Genomic DNA, 24,443 nt, shown 5'->3' on the forward strand with positions numbered 1-24,443 from the left:
AATATAACAGAAAAAAAATTAAGAAATTTACATATGAAAAAGAGACCCATGAATCCGAATTTTTTAAAGAACAAATTCACCCTGCTGACGGCAGCAGCGTTCTTAAGCGTGAGCAACATTTCTGCTCAGACCTTTTCCGATTTCAACTACCGTGGAAACGACAAAATATACAATGACAATCCACTGAAACCGGACGAATTCTATTCGCCGATTCTTCAGGGCTGTTACCCGGACCCGAGCATCACCAAAAAAGGAGACGACTATTATCTGGTGAATTCTTCATTTTCCATGTTTCCGGGAGTTCCGATCTTCACGTCGAAAGATATGGTCAACTGGAAGCAGATCGGCCACGTATTGGATCGGCCTTCTCAATTAAAAGTAGAAAAAGGAGGTGTTTCCCAGGGAATTTATGCACCGGACATCAAATATAATAAATACAACGACACGTTCTACATGATCACCACGCAGATCGCGGGCGGAGTTGGAAATATGGTCGTGAAAACCAAAGATCCGGCAAAGGGCTGGAGCGAAGTCCAGAAGCTGAATTTCGACGGGATCGATCCTGCCATCTTCTTTGACGACGATGGAAAAGCGTACATCGTTCACAACGATGCACCGCCAAAGGGAACCGAGCAGTATCAGGGGCACCGCGTTATCAAAATGTGGGATTACGATCTGGAAAAAGACCAGTTGGTAGCAGGATCTGACAGGATTATTGTTAATGGCGGTGTCGATATTACTCAGAAACCGATCTGGATCGAAGGTCCGCATTTATACAAATACAAAGGAAAATATTACCTGATGTGCGCGGAAGGCGGTACCGGCGGATGGCACAGCGAAGTGATCTTTATGGCCGATTCTCCGAAAGGACCGTTTGTTCCGGCGAAAAACAACCCGATCCTTACCCAGCGGTATTTCCCGAAAGACCGCAAGGAAAAAGTAGACTGGGCGGGCCACGCCGACTTGGTGGAAGGACCGAACGGACAATGGTACGGTGTATTTCTGGCCATTCGTCCGAATGTCAATAACCGCGTGAACAAAGGCCGGGAAACCTTCCTGCTTCCGGTAGACTGGAGCGGAACGTATCCGGTGTTCCAGAACGGACTGGTTCCGATGAAACCGAAATTGAAATTACCGGAAGGCACTCAAAACCAGACCGGACAAAATGGATTCTTCCCGAACGGAAACTTTACGTACAACGATAAGCTGACCGATAAAAACCTGGATTACCGCTGGATCGCCATGCGCGGACCGCGTGAAAACTTCATTACTTCTACGAAAAATGGGGTAAAAGTGAATCCGATGGAAACGAATATCAAAGCTTTGGCCCCGGTATCCGCGTTGTTCCACAGATTACAGCATGAAGATTTTGAGACGTCCGTAACCCTGGATTTCAAACCGAAGTCCGAAAAAGAACTGGCCGGAATTACCTGCTACCAAAGTGAAAGGTTCAATTATGTCTTCGGAATTACCAAAAAAGGCAAAGACTATTACATCGTGCTGGAAAGAACCGAAAAAGGAGTTTCAAAATTAATTGCCAGCGAAAAAATTTCATTGTCAAAAACCATTAAACTTCAGGTGGCGGGCGAAAATGATAACCTGAGCTTCAACTATGCATTGGATGGTAAAAACTTCAAAAACCTGGGCGGACCGGTTTCCGGAGACATTTTATCCACCGATGTGGCCGGCGGTTTCACCGGAAGCTTGATCGGGCTATACAGCACGTTGTCTAACGATATTGTACCGAATTAATCTGGCTCCATATCAATAGAAACGGGCTTCAGCCCGTTTGCAACTTACCAAACACCTAAACCACCAACCGTGAATATTAAAAAATCATTTTATATAGTTTCTTTTTGGGGATTTATCGGGCTGAATTCACTTTCAGCCCAGATAAACCCTTTTCAGAGAAAAGCGACAACAGAATTTACCAATCCCATCATCTGGGCCGACGCTCCGGACTTGTCCATCACCCGCAACGGCGATGATTTCTATCTGATCAGCACCACGATGCACCTCATGCCGGGCGCACCGGTGATGCATTCAAGAGACCTGGTGCACTGGGAAATGTCTAGCTACGTTTTTCAAACTCTGAATGATAATTCCAAATACGATCTGCTGGACGGAACCGTTTACGGTCGCGGGCAATGGGCATCGTCCATCCGGTATCACAAAGGAAAATACTATGTTCTGTTTTCCCCGAATGACGAGCCTTTCAGATCCTATTTCTATGTTACCGACAATCCCGAAAAAGGAAACTGGAAGCTGTTGACCAGAACAAGACATTTTCACGATGCGTCTTTGTTGTTTGACGATGACGACCGGGTGTATGTCTTCACTTCCAACAAAGTTTTTGAGCTGAGCCCGGATTTTAAAACCATCATCGGGAATCAGGACGGTACAGAGGTTTTTCAGAGAGATGAATCTGAAACAGGATTGCTGGAAGGCAACCAGATCATTAAAAAAGATGGGAAATATTACATGATGATGATTTCCTGGCCGAGAGGCGTGAAGCGTCGTCAGGAAGTATACAGGGCCGATAAAGTGACCGGGCCTTTTGAGAAGAAAGTCGTTCTCGAAGACAACTTTTTAGGATTTTCTTACGCCGGTCAAGGTGCTCTTATTGATGATAAAAACGGCAACTGGTATTCCCTGATCTTTCAGGACAGAAACGGGGTAGGACGGGTTCCGATTTTACTTCCCGTGAAATGGGAAGACGGCTGGCCGGTATTGGGTGACAACGGAAAAGTTCCTTTGAAAGGAGAAGTTCCGCTTCCGCCGTTCAGACCGAAAAACCATCTGGTAGAAAGCGACGAATTCTCCGATAAAAAAATGAAAATCCAATGGCAGTGGAACCACAATCCGGTGAATGAATCCTGGTCCTTATCCGATCGAAAAGGCTTTTTAAGACTGAAAACCAGCAGGGTAGTGGACAACCTTTATCTTGCACCGAATACATTGACGCAGAGAATGGAAGGCCCGAAATCCAGCGGAGTAGTAGCCTTGGATGTAAAAGGAATGAAAGATGGTGACGTGGCTGGGTTCAGTGCATTCAACGGAGATTCCGGGATCCTGTCTGTGGTGAAGGAAGGTGGCAAAAAATACATTGTATTTTCGACTAATGAAGTCAGCCTGGATAATAAAACAAAAGCTGTGACGGGCGTTAAAAAAGAAGAGAAAAAACGGGTTCCTCTGAATGCCGACAAGGTGTATTTCAGAATTGACGCCAATTTCAACCTGGGAAAAGACCTGGCAGATTTTTATTACAGCACCGACCAGAAAAACTGGACCGAAATGGCAAAAGATTACAAAATGATTTTTGATTACCGGAGATTGTTCATGGGCTCCAAATTTGCGATCTTCAATTATGCCACCAAAGATCCGGGCGGTTTTGTGGATGTCGATTTCTTCAGGGTCAATACAGATTTGAATAAGGCTGAATAATCCGGAAACTTTAATGTTAATTTTAAATTCGCAAAACCCGGCAACATCGGTAAAATCAGAACACTGTTCAATGAAATACATACCACAATGTAAACCTATGAAAGAAAAAACACATAAATTTAACAGCCGGATAGAATTTAAAGATCTGAAAAGGCGATATCCATCAGTGTAGGGTGTAACGTTATAAAAATCAATTAAATAAAATATACATCATTTAAAAAACCAGATAGAATCTTAAAGCCTTGAAAGGGCGGCTTACATCAGAATAGGGTGTGAATCCTATGACAAGAATAGCAGAACGATACCAAGCTTTGAAAGGGCGGCTTACATTAGCATAGAGTGTAAGTCCTATGACAAAAACAGCATAACAAAGCCAAGCCCTGAAGGGGCGAAATCAATATACAACCAAAAAAATAATACCGGGAAGGGTTTATTTTTTTATCTAAATTAATAAGTGTAAAAATTACAAATAAAAACCAATGAAAATTACTTCTCTACTTATGATAGGTGCCTTAATGATCGTGGTACCGATCACCGCCCAGAATACACAGAGACAGGCACCTGCGGGATTCGATGTGACTAATGCCGGGATCCCCCACGGCAAAATCGACTCCATTCAATATCCTTCAAAAACAGTTGGGGTTACGCGAAAAGCATTGGTATACACGCCTCCGGGTTTCAAAAAGGGGACGAAATATCCGGTATTGTACCTGCTTCACGGAATTGGCGGGGACGAAAAAGAATGGTACAAGAACGGAACACCGCAGATCATCCTGGATAACCTCTATGCACAGGGCAAACTTACCCCGATGATTGTAGTGCTGCCAAACGGAAGAGCGATGAAAGACGACCGCGCAACCGGCAACATCATGGCCAAAGACAAAGTGGAAGCATTCGCTACTTTTGAAAAGGATTTACTGAATGACCTAATCCCTTATGTAGAAAAGAAATTTCCGGTTAAAAAAGACCGCGAGAACCGCGCCATTGCCGGACTGTCCATGGGAGGCGGACAAACCCTGAACTTCGGGCTTGGAAACATCGACAAATTTGCGTGGGTAGGAGGCTTCTCATCGGCTCCGAATACCAAAGAACCACAGCTTTTGCTGCCGAATCCTCAAAAGGCGAAGGAATTAAAACTGCTCTGGATTTCCTGTGGTGATGCAGACGGACTCATGCCGTTCAGCAAAAGAACCCACGATTATCTGGCGCAGAATAAAATTCCGCATATTTTCTACATCGAACCGGGTGGCCACGATTTCAAAGTATGGAAAAACGATCTGTATATTTTCTCCCAGCTGATTTTTAAACCTGTTGATAAAAAAACCTTTTCAGATTTTACTGTATTGGGTCTTCCTGCCGAAACCAATATCAGGAATGCGCAGTACCCACAAATCATGCCCAACGGAAAAGCTATCTTCAGGGTAAAAGCTCCGGAGGCACAGAAAGTTCAGATCGATCTCGGCAAAAAATATGAACTGACCAAAGATTCGGACGGCGTTTGGAAAACCACCACCGATTCTTTAAGCGAAGGATTCCATTATTATTCGATGGTCATTGACAATGTACCGGTGGCTGACCCTTCCAGCAAAACTTTTTACGGAATGGGAAGATACGCCAGCGGAATCGAAGTGCCGTTTGCGGGTGATGGCTATTATGCGATGAAAGACATTCCGCACGGAGACATCAGAATTCAGAATTTCTTCTCGAAAGTAACCAATTCCTGGAGAAGGGTATTCATCTACACGCCGCCGGGCTATGATAAAAATATCGCTGATTCTTACCCGGTGCTGTACATCCTGCACGGCGGCGGTGAGGACGAAAGCGGATGGGCCATGCAGGGAAAAACCAACCTGATTATGGATAACCTGATTGCCGAAGGCAAAGCCAAACCGATGATCGTTGTCATGCCGGACGCCAATATCGGACCTGCCGGATTTGGGAACTTCGGGGCGAGAAACCTGCAGATGTTTGATAAGGAACTGAAAGAATCGGTAATCCCGTTTGCCGAAGCTAACTTCAGGATTAAAAAAGATGCGGCCAACAGGGCATTGGCTGGACTTTCAATGGGCGGAATCTACACGCTGCACACAGGTGTTAAGAATTACAATATGTTTTCCTCGCTGGGTGTTTTCAGTTCAGGATGGATCCTGCCTTCACTTCAGGAAGTAGCGGACAAAGAATATCAGTTTATGACCAATAACCAATCGCAGATCAATTCCAACATCAAGAACTTCTGGATTTCGATGGGCGGAAAAGAAGACATCGCTTACAAAAACTGCCAGGTGATGATGAAAAAACTGGATGATCTGGGCATTAAATATACCTATTCCGAATATCCGGGCGGTCACACCTGGCCGGTATGGAGGAACAACCTGTACAACTTTGCGCAGCTGCTTTTCAAATAAATCCGGAGACCAGCGTACATTTTAGAAGGAGATGCAGAGCGACAGTGCCGGTGATGAAGCAGATCGATGATGTGCACACTTCATCAGATCAGCCTGCCGAACATTTCTTTGCCTGCTTACATGATAAACCAGGAAAAGTTAACCTTGTGTCAACAAAAATCCGGTAAGGTAAATAAACTTTAAGTCCGTAAAATTTAGTCTTATTCCAAATCACAAAAAATGAATTTTAACACAGTAAAAACCAGAATATTTGTCCTTACGGTGGTCATGCTCTCCGGAAATATTGATGCGCAATCCTATAAAAAAACGGATTCCGGATTGATCCTTTCTGCGGGAAATCTGGCCATTGAAGTAAAATGGTATGGTGATAATACGGTTAGGATAATGAAATATCCGGTTGGAAAATCATGGGTCAAGAACAGCCTGGCAGTCATCCAAAAGGAACAGCAGACCCGGTTTTCGGTTTCCGAAAACAATGATGTTATTTTATTAAAATCGGATCAGCTCCAGCTTTCCATTGATGTTAAAACCGGGAAAATAAGTTACCGGTCACCGTCAGGACAGGAACTTTTAAAAGAAACCGGAAGTAATTTCAAGCCATTCAACGATGCCGGGAATCAAACCCTTTCTGTTTCACAGTCTTTTCAGCTGGACGAAGAAGAGCCGATCTATGGCCTGGGAATTCTGCAGAACGGGAAAATGTCTCAGCGGAATACCGATGTTAAAATGATTCAGAACAACACCTGGGATTTTATTCCGTTCTTTCAGTCGGTGAAAGGATATGGCGTTTTCTGGGATAACGAATCGCCGACCCAATTTACCGATACGCCGCAGCAGACGTCTTTCTCTTCCGAGGTGGGCGAGGGCATTGATTATTATTTTATTTATGGAAAAAATGCCGACGGTGTTGTAGCCGGAATGCGGAACCTGACCGGGAATGTGCCGATGCTCCCGCTCTGGACTTACGGCTATTGGCAGAGCAAAGAACGTTACAAAAGTCAGGATGAACTGGTAGATGTAGTGAAAAAATACAGGGAATTAAAAGTCCCTCTTGACGGAATCATTCAGGATTGGCAATATTGGGGAAACAATTACCAGTGGAATGCGATGGATTTCATCAGCCCCGATTTTCCTGATGCCAAAAAAATGATTCAGGATATTCATGATAGGAACGCACATCTTTCCGTTTCCATCTGGTCATCTTTTGGGCCGATGACTCATCCGTACCGGGAAATGGATCAGAAAGGAATGCTGTTCAACTTTAAAACGTGGCCGGAATCGGGACGTGATGTCTGGCCGCCTGATATGAACTATCCTTCCGGGGTACGCGTCTATGATGCGTATAACCCCGAAGCGCGGAATATATATTGGAAATATTTGAATAAGGGCCTTTTCAGCTTAGGAGTAGATTCCTGGTGGATGGATTCTACCGAGCCCGACCACCTCAGCCAGAAACCGGAAGACCTCGATACCAAAACGTATTTAGGATCATTCAGAAAAGTGAGAAATGCCTATCCGTTAATGACGGTAGGCGGTGTTTATGATCATCAGCGCGAAACAACAGGCGATAAAAGGGTTTTTATTCTCACCAGATCAGCATTTGCAGGACAGCAAAGATACGCGGCCAATACCTGGTCGGGTGATGTCAATTCTTCCTGGGAAATGTTGCGCAACCAGGTGCCAGCGGGTTTAAATTTCAGCCTGACAGGAAACCCGAATTTCAATTCCGATATCGGCGGTTTCTTTGCCGGTGTTTACAGAAGGAATGGCGGTGCGAAGAGCCCGGTGTTCCAGGAATTGTATGTTCGCTGGCTCCAGTACGGAACTTTCACTCCGATGATGCGTTCCCACGGGACCGATGTTCCCAGGGAAATTTACCAGTTCGGAAAAAAAGGTGATGTCGTGTATGATGCAATAGAAAAATTCATCAGGCTGCGCTACAGCATGCTGCCGTATATTTATTCCGTTTCCCATGACGTTTACAAAAACAATTCGAGTTTTCTCCGGGCATTGTCAATGGATTTTTCATCAGACAAAAACACCTGGGATATCAATAATGAATATCTTTTCGGGAAGTCATTGCTGGTAGCACCTGTTCTCCATGCGCAGTATACCCCGGAAAAAATCATAACCACCGATGAAAACCAGGGCTGGAATAAAGATAACGGTACAAAGAAAGAAAATCAGGATTCCGGGATCGATTTCACCCAAAATAAAACCGTGCAGGTCTATCTTCCGGCCGGAGCCAATTGGTTCGACTTCTGGACAAATCAGAAGCACAGCGGCGGTCAGAAGATTGAAAAATCCGTTAATCTTCAGAGCATTCCATTATACGTGAAAGCGGGAAGCATTATTCCGTTCGGTCCTGATGTACAATATGCGACGGAGAAAAAATGGGATCACCTTACCGTAAAAATCTATCCCGGAGCCGATGCCGATTTTGTCCTGTACGAAGATGAATTCGACAATTACAACTATGAAAAAGGAGCCTTTACCGAAATCCCTTTTCACTGGAACGAAAAATCAAAAACACTTACCGTTGAAGCCCGGAAAGGCAAATTTAACGGGATGATTGAAAAAAGAAATTTCAGTTTACTTCTTCCGGACGGTCAGCAAAAAACCGTGAGTTATTCCGGGAAAAAGATTAACGTAAGTTTTAAATAATCTTAAAGTATGACAATGAAATTTTTAAGTTTAACCATAATGTTCGGATGCTTCCAGGCCGCATTTGCCCAGAATCCCATCATCCAGACCAAATTCACTGCCGACCCTGCGCCGATGGTTTACAAAGACACGGTTTTCCTTTACACCAGCCACGATGAAGACGATGCTTTCGGATTCAAAATGAAAAACTGGCTGCTGTACACATCTACGGATATGGTCAACTGGACCGATCATGGCGTTATAGCTTCCCTGAAAGATTTTAAATGGACCGATCCCGAAAACGGAGCCTGGGCGCCTCAGGTCATTGAAAGAAACGGAAAATTCTACATGTATTGCCCAATGCCGGGACAACGCGGAATCGGCGTGTTGGTGGCGGACAGTCCGTACGGTCCTTTCAAAGATCCGATCGGAAAGCCGCTGGTTAAAAATTCCTCCGATGACATTGATCCGACGGTGCTGATCGATGATGACGGACAGGCCTATCTCTATTGGGGAAATCCCAACCTTTGGTACGTTAAGCTGAATGAAGATATGATTTCGGTAAAAGGCGATGTCGTGAAAGATCCGTCCATTGCCAAAGTAAAAGGGGCTGCTGATCCATTTCATTACCAGGAAGGGCCGTGGGCATGGAAAAGAAACGGAAAATATTATATGGCGTATGCCTCAACCTGTTGTCCCGAAGGAATCGGGTATGCGATGGGAAAATCGGCTACCGGACCCTGGGAATTCAAAGGAATGATCATGGACAGCGATAAACGTTCCAACGGAAACCATCCGGGAATTATTGATTACAAAGGCAAAACCTATGTTTTCGGATTCAATTACAACATCGGAAAACAGACGATGAGCAAACATTACGAACGCCGTTCGGTCTGCGTAAGTGAAATGAAATACAATGCCGACGGCACCATCCAAAAGCTGCCGTTCTGGAATCCTGAAGGCGTAAAAAGAGTAGGTACCCTCAACCCGTACAACAGGGTAGAAGCCGAAACCATTGCCTTCAGCGAAGGCCTGAAAACAGAGCAGATGACCGAATGGGAAAGGAACAATCCTTATGATACCGGGAAGAAAATTACCGACCGGATTGTAGTTTCATCCGTCAATAATGGCGATTACCTTAAAGTTCAGAGCGTGGATTTTTCTCAGGGAACCCAATCTGTGGAAGTCTCCGCAGCTGCTTTGTACGGCGGCAGTATAGAAATCCATACCGATGCTGTTGACGGACCGCTTTTAGGAACCGTCCGGGTAACCGGAAAAGCAGAAGGCGATCTTTTTAAAACAATTAAAACACCGGTAAAAAACATCAAGGGCATCCACGATCTCTATTTTGTCTTTAAAGGAGAAAAAGACCTTTTCTATTTCGATTGGTGGAAATTTAATAAAAATTAATGTTAAATTCAGGAATATCAATAGAAATGGGCTTTAGCCCATTTAACACAGAGAATAACGCGTAGGGCTTTAGCCAAAACATATTGTTATGAGTTGTATTAATCATTGGTTAAAATTTTAAAAATGTTCAGATTTAAACTTTTTGTTCTCAGCTTTCTCATTGCCGGATGCTTTTTAAATGCACAAACAACCATCTGGTTAGACCAATTGGACCTGAGCGTTGCCACGCAGGGAAACGGGAAACCCGGAATCAATACGTCCGTGGACGGGAAAAAACTGACGATTGCCGGCAAAATGTTCGACCGGGGCTTCGGAACCCACGCCGAAAGTTCTTTGCTGATTAGATTAGACGGAAAAGCCACAAAATTTTCAGCATCGGTCGGGATCGACGATGAGATGAAAGGCCACGAGCCCGCAGTAGAATTTGAAATTTACGGCGACAACAAAAAGCTCTGGTCAAGCGGCATTATGCATCTGGGCGACAAAGCCAAACCCGTTTCGGTATCGTTAAAAGGAATTAAACAGCTGGAACTGGTCGTTGCAGACGGCGGAAACGGCCCGTATTACGACCACGCCGACTGGGTAGATGCCCGGTTTGAAACCACCGGTGTTTCTACATTGGAAACCTACAACCCGATTGCCTCGGAACCCTATATCTTAACCCCTAAACCTGCGGCTGTACCGAAGATCAATTCCGCAGGGATCTACGGCATCCGTCCAGGCTCACCTTTTTTGTTCAGGGTTGCGGCAACAGGAGACCGTCCGATGACTTTTGCAGCGAAAAATCTTCCGAAAGGTTTAACAATAGATTCTCAAACCGGAATTATTACCGGCAAAATAAATACGAAAGGTACCTACGAAGTCCTTTTATCAGCTAAAAATGCTAAAGGCTCAGTTTCAAAAAAATTAAGAATAGAAAGCGGTGACAAAATAGCTTTGACGCCAACCATGGGCTGGAACAGCTGGAACTGTTTCGGGCACGAAGTATCTGCCGACAAAGTAAAAAGGGCAGCGGATGCGTTAGTGAGAACCGGGCTGGTTAACCACGGCTGGAACTACATCAATGTCGATGATTCCTGGCAATACAACCGGGACGGGAAAGATCCGTCTTTCAAAGGGCAGTTCCGGGATAAGGACGGTTATATTTTAACCAACTCCAAATTTCCGGATATGAAAAACCTGGGCGATTACATTCATGCCAACGGACTGAAAATGGGGATCTATTCCTCTCCGGGACCCTGGACCTGCGGCGGATGCACCGGAAGCTACGGCTACGAAAAGCAGGATGCCGAAAGCTACGCCAGATGGGGCGTCGATTACCTGAAATACGACTGGTGCAGCTACGGCGGCGTGATCGACGGTCTGCCGGATAACGACCCGAGCAAAGTTCCTTCACTGGCATTCAACGGCGGTGGAGATCTGGATAAAGGGGTAAGGCCATTTAAACTGATGGGCGACCTGCTCTACGGACAGCCGAGGGATATTGTCTACAACCTCTGCCAGTATGGGATGGGCGATGTCTGGAAATGGGGTGATGAAACCCACGCCCAGTCCTGGCGCACCACCAACGATATTACCGATACCTGGGCCAGCGTGAAAAGTATTGCGCTTGCGCAGGATAAAGCCGCTCCGTATGCAAAACCCGGCAACCGGAATGATCCGGATATGCTGGTCGTAGGCGTGGTCGGCTGGGGAAATCCCCATCAGAGCAAGCTAAAACCCGATGAGCAGTATCTCCACATCAGCCTTTGGAGCATCTTTTCCGCACCGTTGCTGATCGGCTGTGACCTTGAAAAGCTGGATGATTTTACCTTAAACCTTTTAACCAACGATGAGGTAATTGCTGTTAATCAGGACGCTTTGGGAAAACAGGGCGTCTGCCTGGACACCGTTGGTGAACTGAAAATCTATGTCAAAGATCTTGAAGACGGAGGCAAAGCGGTGGCTTTTGCCAATTTCGGCAGGGAAAAAGTGAAGATGTCTTACAAAGATTTTAAAACATTAGGAATTTCAGGAAATCAGGTGGTGAGAGATATTTGGAGACAGAAGGATGTTACGCAACTCAATACCGCTTCGGGAAACCTTGCTTTGGATATCCCGGCGCACGGCGTGGCTTATTATAAATTCATTTCAAAATAATTCAGTTAAAAATTCCAAATCAAAAAATGGATTGCATTACAGCTCATATCGAAAAAAACATTTTCTCAAAAGCAATTCTGATGATGCTTTTGCTGGGTTTTTCCAGTTGGATTTCAGCGAATAATTGGGTGGTAAAATCTCCGAATGATAAAATTATCGTCAATGTTTTCAATTCAAATACTACCGGAAATGGAAATTGGTTTTTGAATGTGAAATTTAATAATAATGGAAAAATGACTGAAACTATTTCAAAAATTGATTTGGGATTGATTCTTTCGGAAGGCAATTCTTTTGGTGAAATGAAATTATTAAAAACGTCGAAACCGCTTTTAATAAAGGAAAATTATTCGATGCCTCACGGGAAATCTTCACAGAGGCACAATGAAGGAAATGAAGTGGTGTTTACTTTTGAAAATAAAGAAAAGAAAAAGCTAAATCTTATTCTTCGTGCGTACAACGACGGCATTGCTTTCCGGTATTCGTTTTCAGAAAAAGGGAATTATACCGTGCTGGAGGAATTGACTTCCTACACTGTTGGAAAGGAAACGGCACGCTGGACCGAAAAATGGAATCCCGCCAATGAGGGCCTGTATTCCGCGATGGCCGGTGATAAAACGCAGCAGGAAGAATGGGGGTATCCGGCACTGTTCCAGACCAAAGAGAAGGACTGCTGGTTTTTACTGCACGAATCGGCTGTTGATGGAAATTACTGTGGTTCCAAACTGAGCAACAGATCCGATAAAAATACATATAAAATAACCTTTCCGGATCCGAAAGACGGCCGCGGAAAAGGAGAATCATTACCCAAAATTACCTTTCCCTGGAAATCGCCCTGGCGAGTGATCATTATCGGGAGTCTCAATGATATGGTCGCTTCCACATTGGTTGATGACGTGGCACCGCCTTCTGTCATCAAAAATACGGACTGGATAAAACCGGGAGCAGTTTCCTGGAACTACTGGTCGGATAACCACGGGACCAAAGACTTTAAAACGGTCTGCGAATTTGCCGATCTGGCTGTTGCCATGGACTGGCCGTACACTTTGTTGGACTGGGAATGGGATTCGATGGGCAACGGCGGAAATCTGGAGGACGCCTTACAATATATTCACTCCAAAGGTATCAAACCGTTGATGTGGTACAATTCCGGCGGCGACCACACCTGGGTTGCGTCCACTCCGAAAGACCGGATGCTTACCCATGAAAATAGGGTAGAAGAATTTTCCAAACTTAAAAAGCTGGGCGTTGCCGGGGTAAAAGTCGATTTTTTCGAAAGTGAAAAACAGGAAATGATTCAGTATTATCTGGATATTCTGGAAGATGCGGCGAAGTTTGAAATGATGGTCTATTTCCACGGATGCCTGGTTCCGAGAGGCTGGTCCCGAACCTACCCGAATCTCATGACTTATGAAGCCGTCCGTGGTGCCGAATGGTACAACAACGGACCTGAATTTACCGCCACCGCGCCGGTTCACAATACCATTTTGCCTTTTACCAGAAATGTAGTCGGCTCTATGGATTACACGCCGGTCACTTTTACCAATTCACAGTTTCCGCACCTCACTTCCTATGGCCATGAGCTGGCGCTGAGCGTCCTGTTTGAATCGGCACTGCAGCACTTTGCGGACCGGCCGGAAGGTTATTCCGACTTGCCGGATGCGCCGAAGCAATTTTTAAAACAAGTTCCGACCGCCTGGGATGAAACGAAACTATTGCAGGGATTTCCCGGAAAAGAAGTCATGATGGCCCGGAGAAAAAATAAAGATTGGTACATCGGCGGAATCAACGGCGAAAATGTTGAGAAAAACGTCCTGATTACATTTGATTTTTTAGAAAAGAATAAAAAGTACAAGCTAAGGATTATAAAAGACGGAAAGCACGACAAGCAACTGGTGACCGATGATCTGGTCATTGGAAGTGCAGATTCCGTTACCGTGAAAGAATTGAGGAGAGGCGGTTTTGCTGCCGTAATTTCACCGCTGTAACTAATAATGATCGTTCATTAGATTTTAAATACTTAAAAATTGTATGAGCTGATTGAAATATAATCTCACGCAGATTACGGTGATTACGCAGATCTGATGATAATAAAAATCTGCTGAATCTGCGGGCGTGTTTTTGGAAGTGCAGATTCGGTTACCGTGAAAGACTGAGAAGAGGCAGTTTTGCTGCCGTAATTTCACCGCTGTAACTAATAATGATAGTTCATTAGATTTTAAATACTTAAAAATTGTATGAGCTGATTGAAATATAACCTCACGCAGATTACGGTGATTACGCAGATCCGAAAATGATAAAAATCTGCTGAATCTGCTAAATCGGCGAGCGAATTTTTAAATACCCTGAAAATGTAAAATATAATTGGCTTAAAAGTCAGAAAATTAAAATAATAGGTAATGAATAATATAAAAACAATACTAGCCCTGATAGCCTGCAGTCTGGGATCTGTGGTTTCTGCACAGAATCCGGTGATCCAGACGCATTTCACACCCGATCCCGCGCCGATGATTTACAAAGGCAAGATGTACCTATACACGGGAGACGACCAGCCGGGATTCGATTTTTATACGATGACCAAATGGCATGTCTATTCATCGGATGATATGGTGAACTGGACCGACCACGGGTCTCCGATTTCGCTCGAATCGTTCACTTGGGCAAGAGACCGGGCGTGGGCGGCACAATGTGTAGAGCGCAACGGCAAATTCTACTGGTACATCTGCGCGCAGACGGTAAATAACAATATGGCGATTGGGGTAGCCGTTTCAGACAGCCCAACCGGTCCTTTCAAAGATGCGCTGGGAAAACCGTTGGTGACCACCGGAACCTGGGACAATATCGATCCGACGGCTTTTGTGGATGACGACGGGCAGGCCTATCTCTATTGGGGAAACAGCAAATTGTTTTACGTTAAACTGAACAAAGACATGACCACCTATAACGGACCCATCACGGAAGTTCCGCAGTCGGTGGAAGCTTTTGGCGGACTCAGACGGCCCGGAAAAAGCGATGAAGTTTTGCAGAAACAGGAAAAATTCGACGATGTTTATGTGGAAGGTCCGTGGTTTTACAAACGGAACAAACAGTATTATATGATGTATGCGGGAATGACCAACAGAACGGAATGCCTGTCGTACGCAACCAGTGCTTCACCCACCGGACCATGGAAATACCGTGGAAAAATCATGACCGATCAGCCCACCAACAGCTTTACCAACCACGGTGGAATCATCGATTACAAAGGAAAATCCTACCTGTTTTACCACAATGCTTTATTGCCGAACGGCGGAAGCTACGGGCGGGCAACAGCCATCGAAGAATTTAAATACAATGCCGACGGCAGCATCCCGAGAATTACCATCACCAAAGAAGGAGTAAATCCTGTAGGAACCTTAAATCCATATCAGAAAAACGAAGCTGAAACCATGGCGTGGTCGGAAAAATGCAGCACTTCCGAAAATAAGAAAACCGGGGTCTATGTTTCCGATATCCGGACCGGAGGTTATATCAAAGTCAGGGCGGTGGATTTCGGAACCAATGGGCCTGCCGAATTTTCAGCTTCGGTAGCTGCAGGAATCGATGGCGGAATCCTGGAAGTTCATCTGGATGATGTAAAAGGACCCAAAATCGCCCAGATCGAAATCCCGAGAACAGGCGGCTGGGAAGACTTCAACACCTTAACTTCAATGATATCAGAAAAGGTTTCCGGTATCCATGATGTCTATTTTGTCTTTCAGGGAAAAAACATCACCGCCGGAAGAAAACTGTTCAACTTCGATTCCTGGAGCTTCAAGAAAAAATAAATGGAACGTCTGAATTTGATCAACAAAAGTTTTAACATATAAGACACATGAGATTAGATTTTTATGCGTTGTGGGTATTTTAGATCACAGAAGAAAAAAATCAAAGATTTTCAGTAATGCAGCCAAAAGATGACTTGAACCATTAAAGAAAAATCTTAACCACAAAAGCCACAAAAGATAGTGACGCCGATTATTAAAGATGTATGTCATACGTTAAACAAGCTCACAAAGATTTTTAATCTGATGTGTTCTAAAATATGCAATATTTAAAACTAAACCTTATGTGTCTTATGTATTGAAAATTAAAATGAAATGTAAATTGTCAAATATCAACGGAATAAAAATTCCCCTCCCTTGGAGGGGTGGCGAAAATTCAAAGAATTTTTGACGGGGTGGTTTATCACGGACGTAGAAAATCTAACCACCAACCGCAGGTTCGACGAAGTCAAAAGTCACAAAAGATATTGATATTGCTTATCAAAGTTAAATGGAATACGTTAGATAAGTACATAAAAGTTTTTAAAAATCAAAGATTTTTAATCTGATGTGTTCTAAAAATATACGCAATAATTAAAACTAAAAAAATCTAATGTGACTCATGTGTTAAAGTTGGTGGTTATAAATACACATTCAGTATTCAAACAATAAACAATGAAATAGAAAATATGAAAAAGACTCTACAATCCATACTTTGCCTTTTGCTGATCGGATGTTCAGCGGATGCATTTGCCCAGAATCCCATCATCCAGACCAACTATACCGCCGATCCGGCACCGATGGTCTATAACGGCAGGCTGTATGTCTATACGACCCACGATGAAGACGATTCCACGTGGTTTACGATGAATGACTGGAAGGTATATTCCACCGACGATATGGTGAACTGGACTGATCATGGAACCATTCTTTCCTATAACGATTTCGATTGGGCCAAGCGGGATGCCTGGGCGGCACAATGTGTGGAAAGAAACGGCAAATTCTTTATATATGTGCCGATGTGGTCCAAAACCAATAACAAAGGCGCGATCGGCGTAGCAGTGGGCGACAGTCCGTTCGGGCCGTTTCATGACCCGCTGGGAAAACCGTTGGTACAGAGCGAATGGGGCGACATCGATCCGACCATTTTTGTGGACGATGACGGTCAGGCCCACATGTACTGGGGGAACCCGAAGCTGAAATATGTAAAACTCAATCAGGATATGATTTCCTATTCCGGCGATATTGTGGAGGTTCCGATGACCGCTGAATCCTTTGGGAAGAGGGACGGAAAAGAAAATCCGGAAAGACCGACCAAATACGAGGAAGGACCGTGGCTCTACAAAAGGAAAGACCTGTACTATCTCTTCTGGCCGGGTGGTCCGCTTCCTGAATTCATTGGTTATTCCACCAGCAAAAGTGCGCAGGGACCCTGGAAATACGGCGGAATCGTGATGCCGACCGAAGGGAAATCCTTTACCAACCATCCGGGAGTGATTGATTTCAAAGGCAAAACCTACTTTTTCTATCACAATGGTGCCCTGCCCGGCGGAAGCGGATTTACCCGTTCCGTTAGTGTTCAGGAACTGGAATTCAATAAAGACGGTTCCATTTCGCCCACCAAAATGACGAATGGAATTACCAAAGCTATTGCTTCCGTCAATCCGTACCGTTTCAACCAGGCCGAGACCATCGCCTGGTCGGAAAACGTCAAATCCTATCAGAACAAAGAAGCCGGTGTGTTTGTCAAGGCTAAAAAAAGCGGCGCTTACACCCGGGTAAAAAATGTAGATTTCGGCAAAAAAGGAGCAGCGGGTTTTACCGCAAGGGTAGGAACTACGCATAACAGCGATGTAACGATGGATGTCCGCCTGGACAGCCTTACCGGGCCGGTGATTGCTACGGTAAAAGTACCGCTCACCGGAGGTGACGACCGTTGGGAAACCGTGAAAACCCAATTGAAAGAAAAAATCACCGGGGTTCACGACCTGTATTTTATATTCAATGGGAAAGCAGCAAAGGATGTGATGTTTTTCGATTACTGGACTTTTCTTGAAAATAACTGATTATGAATAAACTTTTTTTAAAACTATCATTTACGCTGGGTATTTTCCTGGTGAATACCGTGACGGCGCAGGTTGCCGAAGTCTCGAGCCCTGATGGAAAACTGAAACTGAGCGTGTATTCGGAGAACGGGAAAGCGCTGTACAACGTAACCTTCCAGGGAAAAGCCATGCTGGAAAAATCCCCGTTGGGCCTTGTAACCAACGAATCCGACTTTTCCCAAAACCTGAAATTTGCCGACAGCAAAACAGACCGGGTCTCAAAAACCTACACCAACGAAAAAATCAAAAAATCTCAGGTGGCTTACAACGCCAATACCCTGGCCGTTCATTTTACCAATGCCGACCAGTACCCGCTTGGTATAGATTTTCAGGTAAGCAACAACAACATCGCTTTCAGGTATGATCTTCAGCCAATGAAAGACCGTTTAAGCGCTGTGGTACAGTCGGAAATAACGGGATATCGTTTTCCTTCCCAAACCACGACGTTCCTTTCTCCGATGATGAAGCCGATGACCGGTTTCGCGAGAACCGCCCCAAGCTATGAAAGCGGCTATAAAGCAGATGCGGAACTGGGAACAAAAGCGGATTACGGTCACGTTTTCCCGGGACTGTTCCATATCGGGAACGACGGCTGGATTTTACTGTCTGAAACCGGTGTGAACAGCCTGTACTGCGCGTCCCATCTCGATACAACCGCCGAAAAAAATCTCTACCAGGTGGCGTACCCGAATATGGCGGAAAACAACGGTTTCGGAAGCACCGGTGCGGCCATTTCACTGCCGGGAACAACACCGTGGAGAACCATTACCGTTGGGGAATCGTTGAAACCGATTGTAGAAACCACCGTTCCCTTCGATGTTGTGGAGCCGATGTATGCGCCTTCGCAAAAGTACGGCTTTGGGAAATCAACCTGGAGCTGGATCCTGTGGCAGGACAACAGCATGAATTACGACGACCAGAAGAAATTCATCGACCTGGCCGCGGCCATGAACTACCAGTTCATCCTGATGGACGCGCTTTGGGATAAAAATATCGGAAAAGAACGAATGAGGGAACTCGTTCAGTATGCACGATCTAAAAATGTAGGCGTTATGCTTTGGTACAACTCCAATGGAGCGGCGAATGATGCACCGATGGGTCCGAGGAATAAAATGAGCTCTGCCATCGAACGTAAAAAAGAAATGAAGTGGCTGAAAGAAATCGGCATCAAAGGGTTGAAAGTGGATTTCTTTGGTGGTGATAAACAGGAGACGATGCGCCTGTATGAAGACATTCTTTCCGATGCCAACGATTTCGGACTGACGATTATTTTCCACGGCGCCACTTTACCGAGAGGCTGGGAAGTGATGTATCCGAATTACGCCGGAAGCGAAGCCGTCCTGGCTTCCGAAATGCTGTATTTCTCAGAAGATGTCCGTAAGCAGGAAGCCTTTTTTGCGTCGCTTCACCCATTCATCCGGAACACAGTCGGAAGTATGGAATTTGGCGGAACTTTCCTGAACAAGTATTTAACCAAATCCAATAAAGAAAAAAACAAACGCTACACGACAGACGGTTTCCAATTGGCAACGGCGGTATTATTTCAGAACCCGATACAGATGTTTGCCGTTATGCCGAACAACCTGGAGGACGCTCCGAAATTCGAGCTTGATTTTATGAAGGAAATCCCGACCTTGTGGGACGAAACGGTTTTCATCGACGGCTATCCCGGGAAATATTCCGTTATTGCCAGAAGACATCAGGATCAATGGTATGTTGCCGGCGTAAATGCTGAAAACAACGCTCAGAAATTAACGCTGAAACTTCCGATGTTGGCCGGAAAGACGGTAAAACTCATCAATGATGACTCAAAAGGAATGACTTCAGAGAAATCCATGACCATCAATAAAAACGGGGAATTAAAAATAGAAATCCAGTCCAAAGGCGGATTTGTTATTCATTAATCCTGATTTACAACTTAAAATAAATCTTAAAAATGAAAACCGGATATTTCAGGCCGTCTCTGAATTTTAACATGTTCTTTCTGATGATTTTTTTCAGTCATCAGCTGGTGTTCGGGAAAATAAAACTTCCGGATCTGGTCAGTGATAAAATGGTGCTGCAGCGTGATGTGGAGCTAAATATCTGGGGCTGGGCGGATCAGGGCGAAAACATTACCATCAGGTTCCGCAATGAAACCTACAATACTTCGCCGGACAAGACCGGAAAATGGTCTGTACGGTTGAAGCCGCAGAAAGCAGGAGGTCCATTTGTAATGGAAATCAATGAAATTACGATCCGGGATATCCTGGTGGGCGATGTCTGGCTCGCTTCGGGACAATCCAATATGGAAACGCCTATTGCCCGGCTAACCGATCGTTTCCCGGAAATAAATGTTTCGGATTTCAATAAAATCAGGTACTTCAAAGTCCCTACTCAGAACAATGTGGAATCCGTTCAGGAGAATATTGCACCCGGAGGAAAATGGTTCACCGGAACGGCTTCGGAAGTGATGAACTGGACCGCCTTTGCTTATTTTTACGCCCTGGAAGCATATGAACATACCAAAATTCCACAGGGAATGCTGGTTTCCAGTCTGGGCGGTTCTGCCATTCAGAGTTGGATCAGCCAGGAGCATCTGAAGGATTTTCCCAATGATCTGATTGACAAGCAGGCATTGGCTGAACTCAATTCCTCAAAACTCGACAAAGGAAGAAATCTTTGGAATCAGAAGGATTTTGACGACGCAGACTGGCAAAAAGCAAAAGTTCCCGGAAAATGGAAAGACAACGGCATCCAGGCCAAAGGTACCGTTTGGTTCAGGAAAAATTTTGAGCTTCCGGATTCTATGGAAGGTAAGTTTGCCCGACTGTACCTGGGCGTCATGGTCGACAGCGACTCGGTTTTCGTCAACGGAAAATTCGTAGGCGCCACCTCATACACGTATCCCCCAAGGAAATATGATATTCCCGGCGGAATATTGAAACAGGGGAAAAATACCATTGTCATCCAGCTGACGTCCAACTTCGGGAACGGTGAATTCGTTGCCGATAAGCCTTATAAGATCGTAGGAGACGGTGTTGTGGTTGATCTGACGGGCGAGTGGAAATACAACATCGGCCGGGATATGAGTAAGGATGAAGATTATAAATCAAAGCTGAAAAACCTGCGGAATACACCTTCCGGATTGTACAACGGGATGATTTACCCGATCTGCGACTACAAAGTCAGGGGAGCCATCTGGTACCAGGGGGAAAGCAACGCCGGTCAGTCTGAAAACTATGCCGGTTTACTGAAAAATCTGATCGAAAACTGGCGGGAAGTATTTCAATGGGAGCAGATGCCGTTTTTACTCGTTCAGCTTCCCAACTTTATGGAAAAAACAAACGATCCCAACACACCAAGCGGATGGGCGGGAATCCGTGAAGCTCAGTTTAAAACCTCACAAACCGTTCCGTACACGACAATGAGCGTGAATTATGATCTTGGGGAGTGGAATGACATTCATCCGCTCAATAAAAAAGATATGGCAAAGCGCCTATTCCTGGCTGCCCGGAAACTGGTGTACGGTGAAAAACTGGTCAGCAGCGGCCCTGTTTTTAAGTCGATGAAGATAGAAAATTCAACGGTGATTCTTTCATTCGACAACGTAGGAAAAGGATTGAAAAGCAGAGACGGAGCACTGAAACATTTTGCCATTGCCGGAAGCGATAAAAAGTTTGTCTGGGCCGAAGCCAAAATCAAAGGCAATACCGTTGTGGTCAGCAGCAAGGAAATCAAAAACCCGGTAGCGATGCGGTATGCATGGAGCAACAATCCCGAAGAGGCAAATCTTGAAAATGCAGAAGGTCTGCTGGCATCGCCGTTCAGAACCGATGACTGGTAAGTTTTGGTTTACCTTATATATTAAATAAATACGATAAAATAAAGATTATGAAGACGATATTCAATTATTTTTCTCTTTTGGTCACTTTGGTTTTTACAACCATGGTGAAAGCCGCCGACCCGTTTATTTCTTTTGTGAAGACGGAAAATTCGATGGTATTGAAAGAAGGCAGTTCAGGACTGACGCTGTTTTCGGATAGCGATTCGGACAAAGGGATTCTCCGTGCAGTGGCGAACCTTCAGTCCGATTTCCAGAAAGTCACCGGCATTCAGCCTAATTTTATTTCCCAGAATTCCGGGGTCAACGGAATGCTGATCATCATCGGTGAGGCTGGTAAGAGCAAGGCCATCGATGCTTTAATTAAGCAAAAGAAGATTGACGGAAAATCCCTGATGGGAAAAAATGAAAAATTTATCATTCAAAACATAAGCAATCCGTTTCCCGGTGTTTCCGAAGCAATTGTGATTGCGGGAAGCGACAAACGGGGAACCATTTATGGCATCTATGAAATGTCGCAGCAGATCGGCGTTTCGCCCTGGTATTACTGGGCAGATGTTCCGGTTGAGAAAAAGGAAAATCTATACTTTAAAAAAGGGATCTATACCGACGGAGAGCCTGCCGTTGAATACCGCGGGATTTTCTTAAACGATGAAGAACCTTCATTAGGAAGCTGGGCCAGAGCCACTTTCGGCGGTATCAATTCCAAATTTTACGAGAAAGTTTTTGAACTGATCCTGCGGATGAAAGGGAACTACATCTGGCCGGCGATGTGGGGGAAAGCGTTTTATGACGATGATACTTTAAGCGGACCATTGGCCAATGAAATGGGTATCGTGATGGGAACTTCCCACCATGAACCGATGGCCCTGGCGCAGACCGACTGGCACCGGTACATCAAAAGAAACAACCTGCCGAATGTCTGGGATTATGCTAAAAACGCTGAGGTCCTGCAAAAATTCTGGAAATCCGGATTGGAAAGAAGCAAGAATTGGGAGAAGCTGGTAACGGTAGGCATGCGGGGCGACGGTGATGAAGCGATGGGAGAGGGTACCAATATTTCCTTACTTGAAAAAATCGTGAAAGACCAACGGAAGATCATTGCCGATGTCACCGGGAAAAAACCGGAAAGAACACCGCAGGTCTGGGCTTTGTATAAAGAAGTTCAGGATTATTACGACAAAGGAATGCGCGTTCCTGATGATGTGATTCTGCTGTTCTGCGACGACAACTGGGGCAACGTGAGAAAACTTCCGGACCTTTCCAAACCACTACACAAAGGCGGTTACGGAATGTACTACCATTTTGATTATGTGGGTGGACCGAGAAACTCCAAATGGATCAACATCAGTCCGATCCAGCGCGTCTGGGAACAGATGAACCTTTCCTACGAGCATAAAGTGGATAAGGTTTGGGTTGTGAATGTCGGTGACCTGAAACCGATGGAATTCCCAATCAGCTTTTTCCTTGATATGGCCTGGAACCCAAAGCAGTTTAACTCAAAAAACCTGTTCCAATATACCGAAAAATGGTCGGCTCAGCAGTTCGGCGAAAGACACGCGAAAGAAATTGCGGAAATGATTAACCTTTACACCAAATACAACCGCCGCGTAACTCCCGAAACTCTAAACTGGAATACCTACAGCCTGCAGAATTACAACGAATTTGAAACGGTTCTCAATGATTACCGGGCTTTGGCTTTAAAAGCACTGCGTCTGAAGGAAGACATTCCGGCGGAATATCAGGATGCGTATTACCAGCTGGTGCTGTACCCGATTGATGCGTGCAGCAATCTTTACGAAATGTATTATGCTGTTGCTAAAAACCGGGAATTAGCTGCAAAATTCGATCTGAAGGCAAACTATTATGGCGATAAAGCCAAAGAATATTTTGAGAGGAATGCCTATCTGGACCATAAGTACAACGATGTGATGGCCGGCGGAAAATGGAAGCACATGATGGATCAGATGCGGATCGGTTATAAAACCTGGGCCGACGGAAAGGAAAACATCATGCCTGAAGTAACCTACGTGTATGATGACAATGCTTCGAAAGAAAAAATATTCCGGGAGAAGAACGGCTATATCTCAATAGAAGCGGAAAACTTTGCCCGGATGCAGAATTCAGATCGGATCCATTGGGAAGTGATTCCTGATTTCGGCAAGACCAAATCCGGCGTGACAACCTTTCCGCAGAATGCTTATCCGAAACCTGATGAAAATATCTATCTGGAATACGATATGAATTTTGAATCAAAAGGTGAATTTGAAGTCCAGCTGCTATTGGCTCCGACGTTGAATTTCAATCACAACAAAGGATTACGCTACGAAATCTCATTCGATGGACAAGCTCCGCAGGTGGTGAATTTCAATGGACATTACAAAGGAGAATTGGGAAGATGGCAGTCGGAACACATCATCCGATCGATGACCAAACACCAGATTGCACAGCCCGGAAAGCATACGCTGCGGTTCAGGGTGCTGGAACCGGGAATTGTACTGGAGAAAATCCTGATCGACACTGGCGGACTAAAACCAAGCTATCTCGGTCCCCCGGAAAGTGAGTATACCGGAAAATAATTTTATAAAATGTGAAACCATCGGATTTTTCCGGTGGTTTTTCTTTCCTCTTTCCAATTCTATATTTTCGTAATTTGGGTTAATGAAAACATTGTTTTCGTTTCAGATTTAACTAG

General features: G+C 44.9%; 12 protein-coding genes. All 12 read left to right on the forward strand.

Annotated elements, in window-relative coordinates; translation table 11 throughout:
* Positions 1 to 33 precede the first annotated feature (33 nt).
* Positions 34 to 1,752, forward strand: a complete 1,719-nt coding sequence (locus tag AC0N32_RS05300) for a glycoside hydrolase family 43 protein (RefSeq protein WP_476392821.1) — start codon at positions 34 to 36, stop codon at positions 1,750 to 1,752.
* Between the two features lie 69 nt (positions 1,753 to 1,821).
* Entirely contained in the window at positions 1,822 to 3,444 is a 1,623-nt protein-coding gene (locus AC0N32_RS05305; protein WP_476392822.1) for a glycoside hydrolase family 43 protein, read from the forward strand.
* A 479-nt stretch (positions 3,445 to 3,923) separates the two neighbouring features.
* The gene (locus tag AC0N32_RS05310; protein ID WP_476392823.1) at positions 3,924 to 5,849 is read left to right on the forward strand and encodes an alpha/beta hydrolase-fold protein; all 1,926 of its coding nucleotides are present in this window, start codon (positions 3,924 to 3,926) and stop codon (positions 5,847 to 5,849) included.
* Positions 5,850 to 6,068: 219 nt separating this feature from the next.
* Positions 6,069 to 8,513 (forward strand): glycoside hydrolase family 31 protein, encoded by a 2,445-nt coding sequence (locus AC0N32_RS05315; RefSeq protein WP_476392824.1) that lies wholly within the window; start codon positions 6,069 to 6,071, stop codon positions 8,511 to 8,513.
* Between the two features lie 15 nt (positions 8,514 to 8,528).
* On the forward strand, positions 8,529 to 9,902 hold the full coding sequence (locus tag AC0N32_RS05320; RefSeq protein WP_476392825.1) for a glycoside hydrolase family 43 protein: 1,374 nt from the start codon (positions 8,529 to 8,531) through the stop codon (positions 9,900 to 9,902).
* Between the two features lie 123 nt (positions 9,903 to 10,025).
* On the forward strand, positions 10,026 to 12,041 hold the full coding sequence (locus tag AC0N32_RS05325; RefSeq protein WP_476392826.1) for an NPCBM/NEW2 domain-containing protein: 2,016 nt from the start codon (positions 10,026 to 10,028) through the stop codon (positions 12,039 to 12,041).
* Positions 12,042 to 12,067: 26 nt separating this feature from the next.
* The gene (locus AC0N32_RS05330; protein WP_476392827.1) at positions 12,068 to 14,026 is read left to right on the forward strand and encodes a glycoside hydrolase family 97 protein; all 1,959 of its coding nucleotides are present in this window, start codon (positions 12,068 to 12,070) and stop codon (positions 14,024 to 14,026) included.
* A gap of 411 nt (positions 14,027 to 14,437) precedes the next feature.
* A complete protein-coding gene (locus AC0N32_RS05335; RefSeq protein ID WP_476392828.1) occupies positions 14,438 to 15,844 on the forward strand; it encodes a glycoside hydrolase family 43 protein in 1,407 nt (468 codons plus the stop codon).
* A gap of 665 nt (positions 15,845 to 16,509) precedes the next feature.
* A complete protein-coding gene (locus AC0N32_RS05340) occupies positions 16,510 to 17,886 on the forward strand; it encodes a glycoside hydrolase family 43 protein (RefSeq protein ID WP_476392829.1) in 1,377 nt (458 codons plus the stop codon).
* Positions 17,887 to 17,888: 2 nt separating this feature from the next.
* On the forward strand, positions 17,889 to 19,829 hold the full coding sequence (locus AC0N32_RS05345; protein WP_476392830.1) for a glycoside hydrolase family 97 protein: 1,941 nt from the start codon (positions 17,889 to 17,891) through the stop codon (positions 19,827 to 19,829).
* A gap of 32 nt (positions 19,830 to 19,861) precedes the next feature.
* Positions 19,862 to 21,751 (forward strand): sialate O-acetylesterase, encoded by a 1,890-nt coding sequence (locus AC0N32_RS05350; RefSeq protein WP_476392831.1) that lies wholly within the window; start codon positions 19,862 to 19,864, stop codon positions 21,749 to 21,751.
* A gap of 47 nt (positions 21,752 to 21,798) precedes the next feature.
* On the forward strand, positions 21,799 to 24,327 hold the full coding sequence (locus AC0N32_RS05355) for a glycosyl hydrolase 115 family protein (RefSeq protein ID WP_476392832.1): 2,529 nt from the start codon (positions 21,799 to 21,801) through the stop codon (positions 24,325 to 24,327).
* The last annotated feature ends 116 nt before the right edge of the window (positions 24,328 to 24,443 follow it).

It is taken from the genome of Chryseobacterium endophyticum, from assembly GCF_056333165.1.

Excerpts from the sequence above, each read along its gene's own strand:
- AC0N32_RS05310 (WP_476392823.1), top strand. The coding sequence starts at position 3,924 with ATGAAAATTACTTCTCTACTTATGATAGGTGCCTTAATGATCGTGGTA.
- AC0N32_RS05315 (WP_476392824.1), top strand. The coding sequence starts at position 6,069 with ATGAATTTTAACACAGTAAAAACCAGAATATTTGTCCTTACGGTGGTC.
- AC0N32_RS05335 (WP_476392828.1), top strand. The coding sequence starts at position 14,438 with ATGAATAATATAAAAACAATACTAGCCCTGATAGCCTGCAGTCTGGGA.
- AC0N32_RS05350 (WP_476392831.1), top strand. The coding sequence starts at position 19,862 with ATGAAAACCGGATATTTCAGGCCGTCTCTGAATTTTAACATGTTCTTT.
- AC0N32_RS05330 (WP_476392827.1), top strand. The coding sequence starts at position 12,068 with ATGGATTGCATTACAGCTCATATCGAAAAAAACATTTTCTCAAAAGCA.
- AC0N32_RS05325 (WP_476392826.1), top strand. The coding sequence starts at position 10,026 with ATGTTCAGATTTAAACTTTTTGTTCTCAGCTTTCTCATTGCCGGATGC.
- AC0N32_RS05355 (WP_476392832.1), top strand. The coding sequence starts at position 21,799 with ATGAAGACGATATTCAATTATTTTTCTCTTTTGGTCACTTTGGTTTTT.
- AC0N32_RS05345 (WP_476392830.1), top strand. The coding sequence starts at position 17,889 with ATGAATAAACTTTTTTTAAAACTATCATTTACGCTGGGTATTTTCCTG.
- AC0N32_RS05300 (WP_476392821.1), top strand. The coding sequence starts at position 34 with ATGAAAAAGAGACCCATGAATCCGAATTTTTTAAAGAACAAATTCACC.
- AC0N32_RS05340 (WP_476392829.1), top strand. The coding sequence starts at position 16,510 with ATGAAAAAGACTCTACAATCCATACTTTGCCTTTTGCTGATCGGATGT.
- AC0N32_RS05320 (WP_476392825.1), top strand. The coding sequence starts at position 8,529 with ATGAAATTTTTAAGTTTAACCATAATGTTCGGATGCTTCCAGGCCGCA.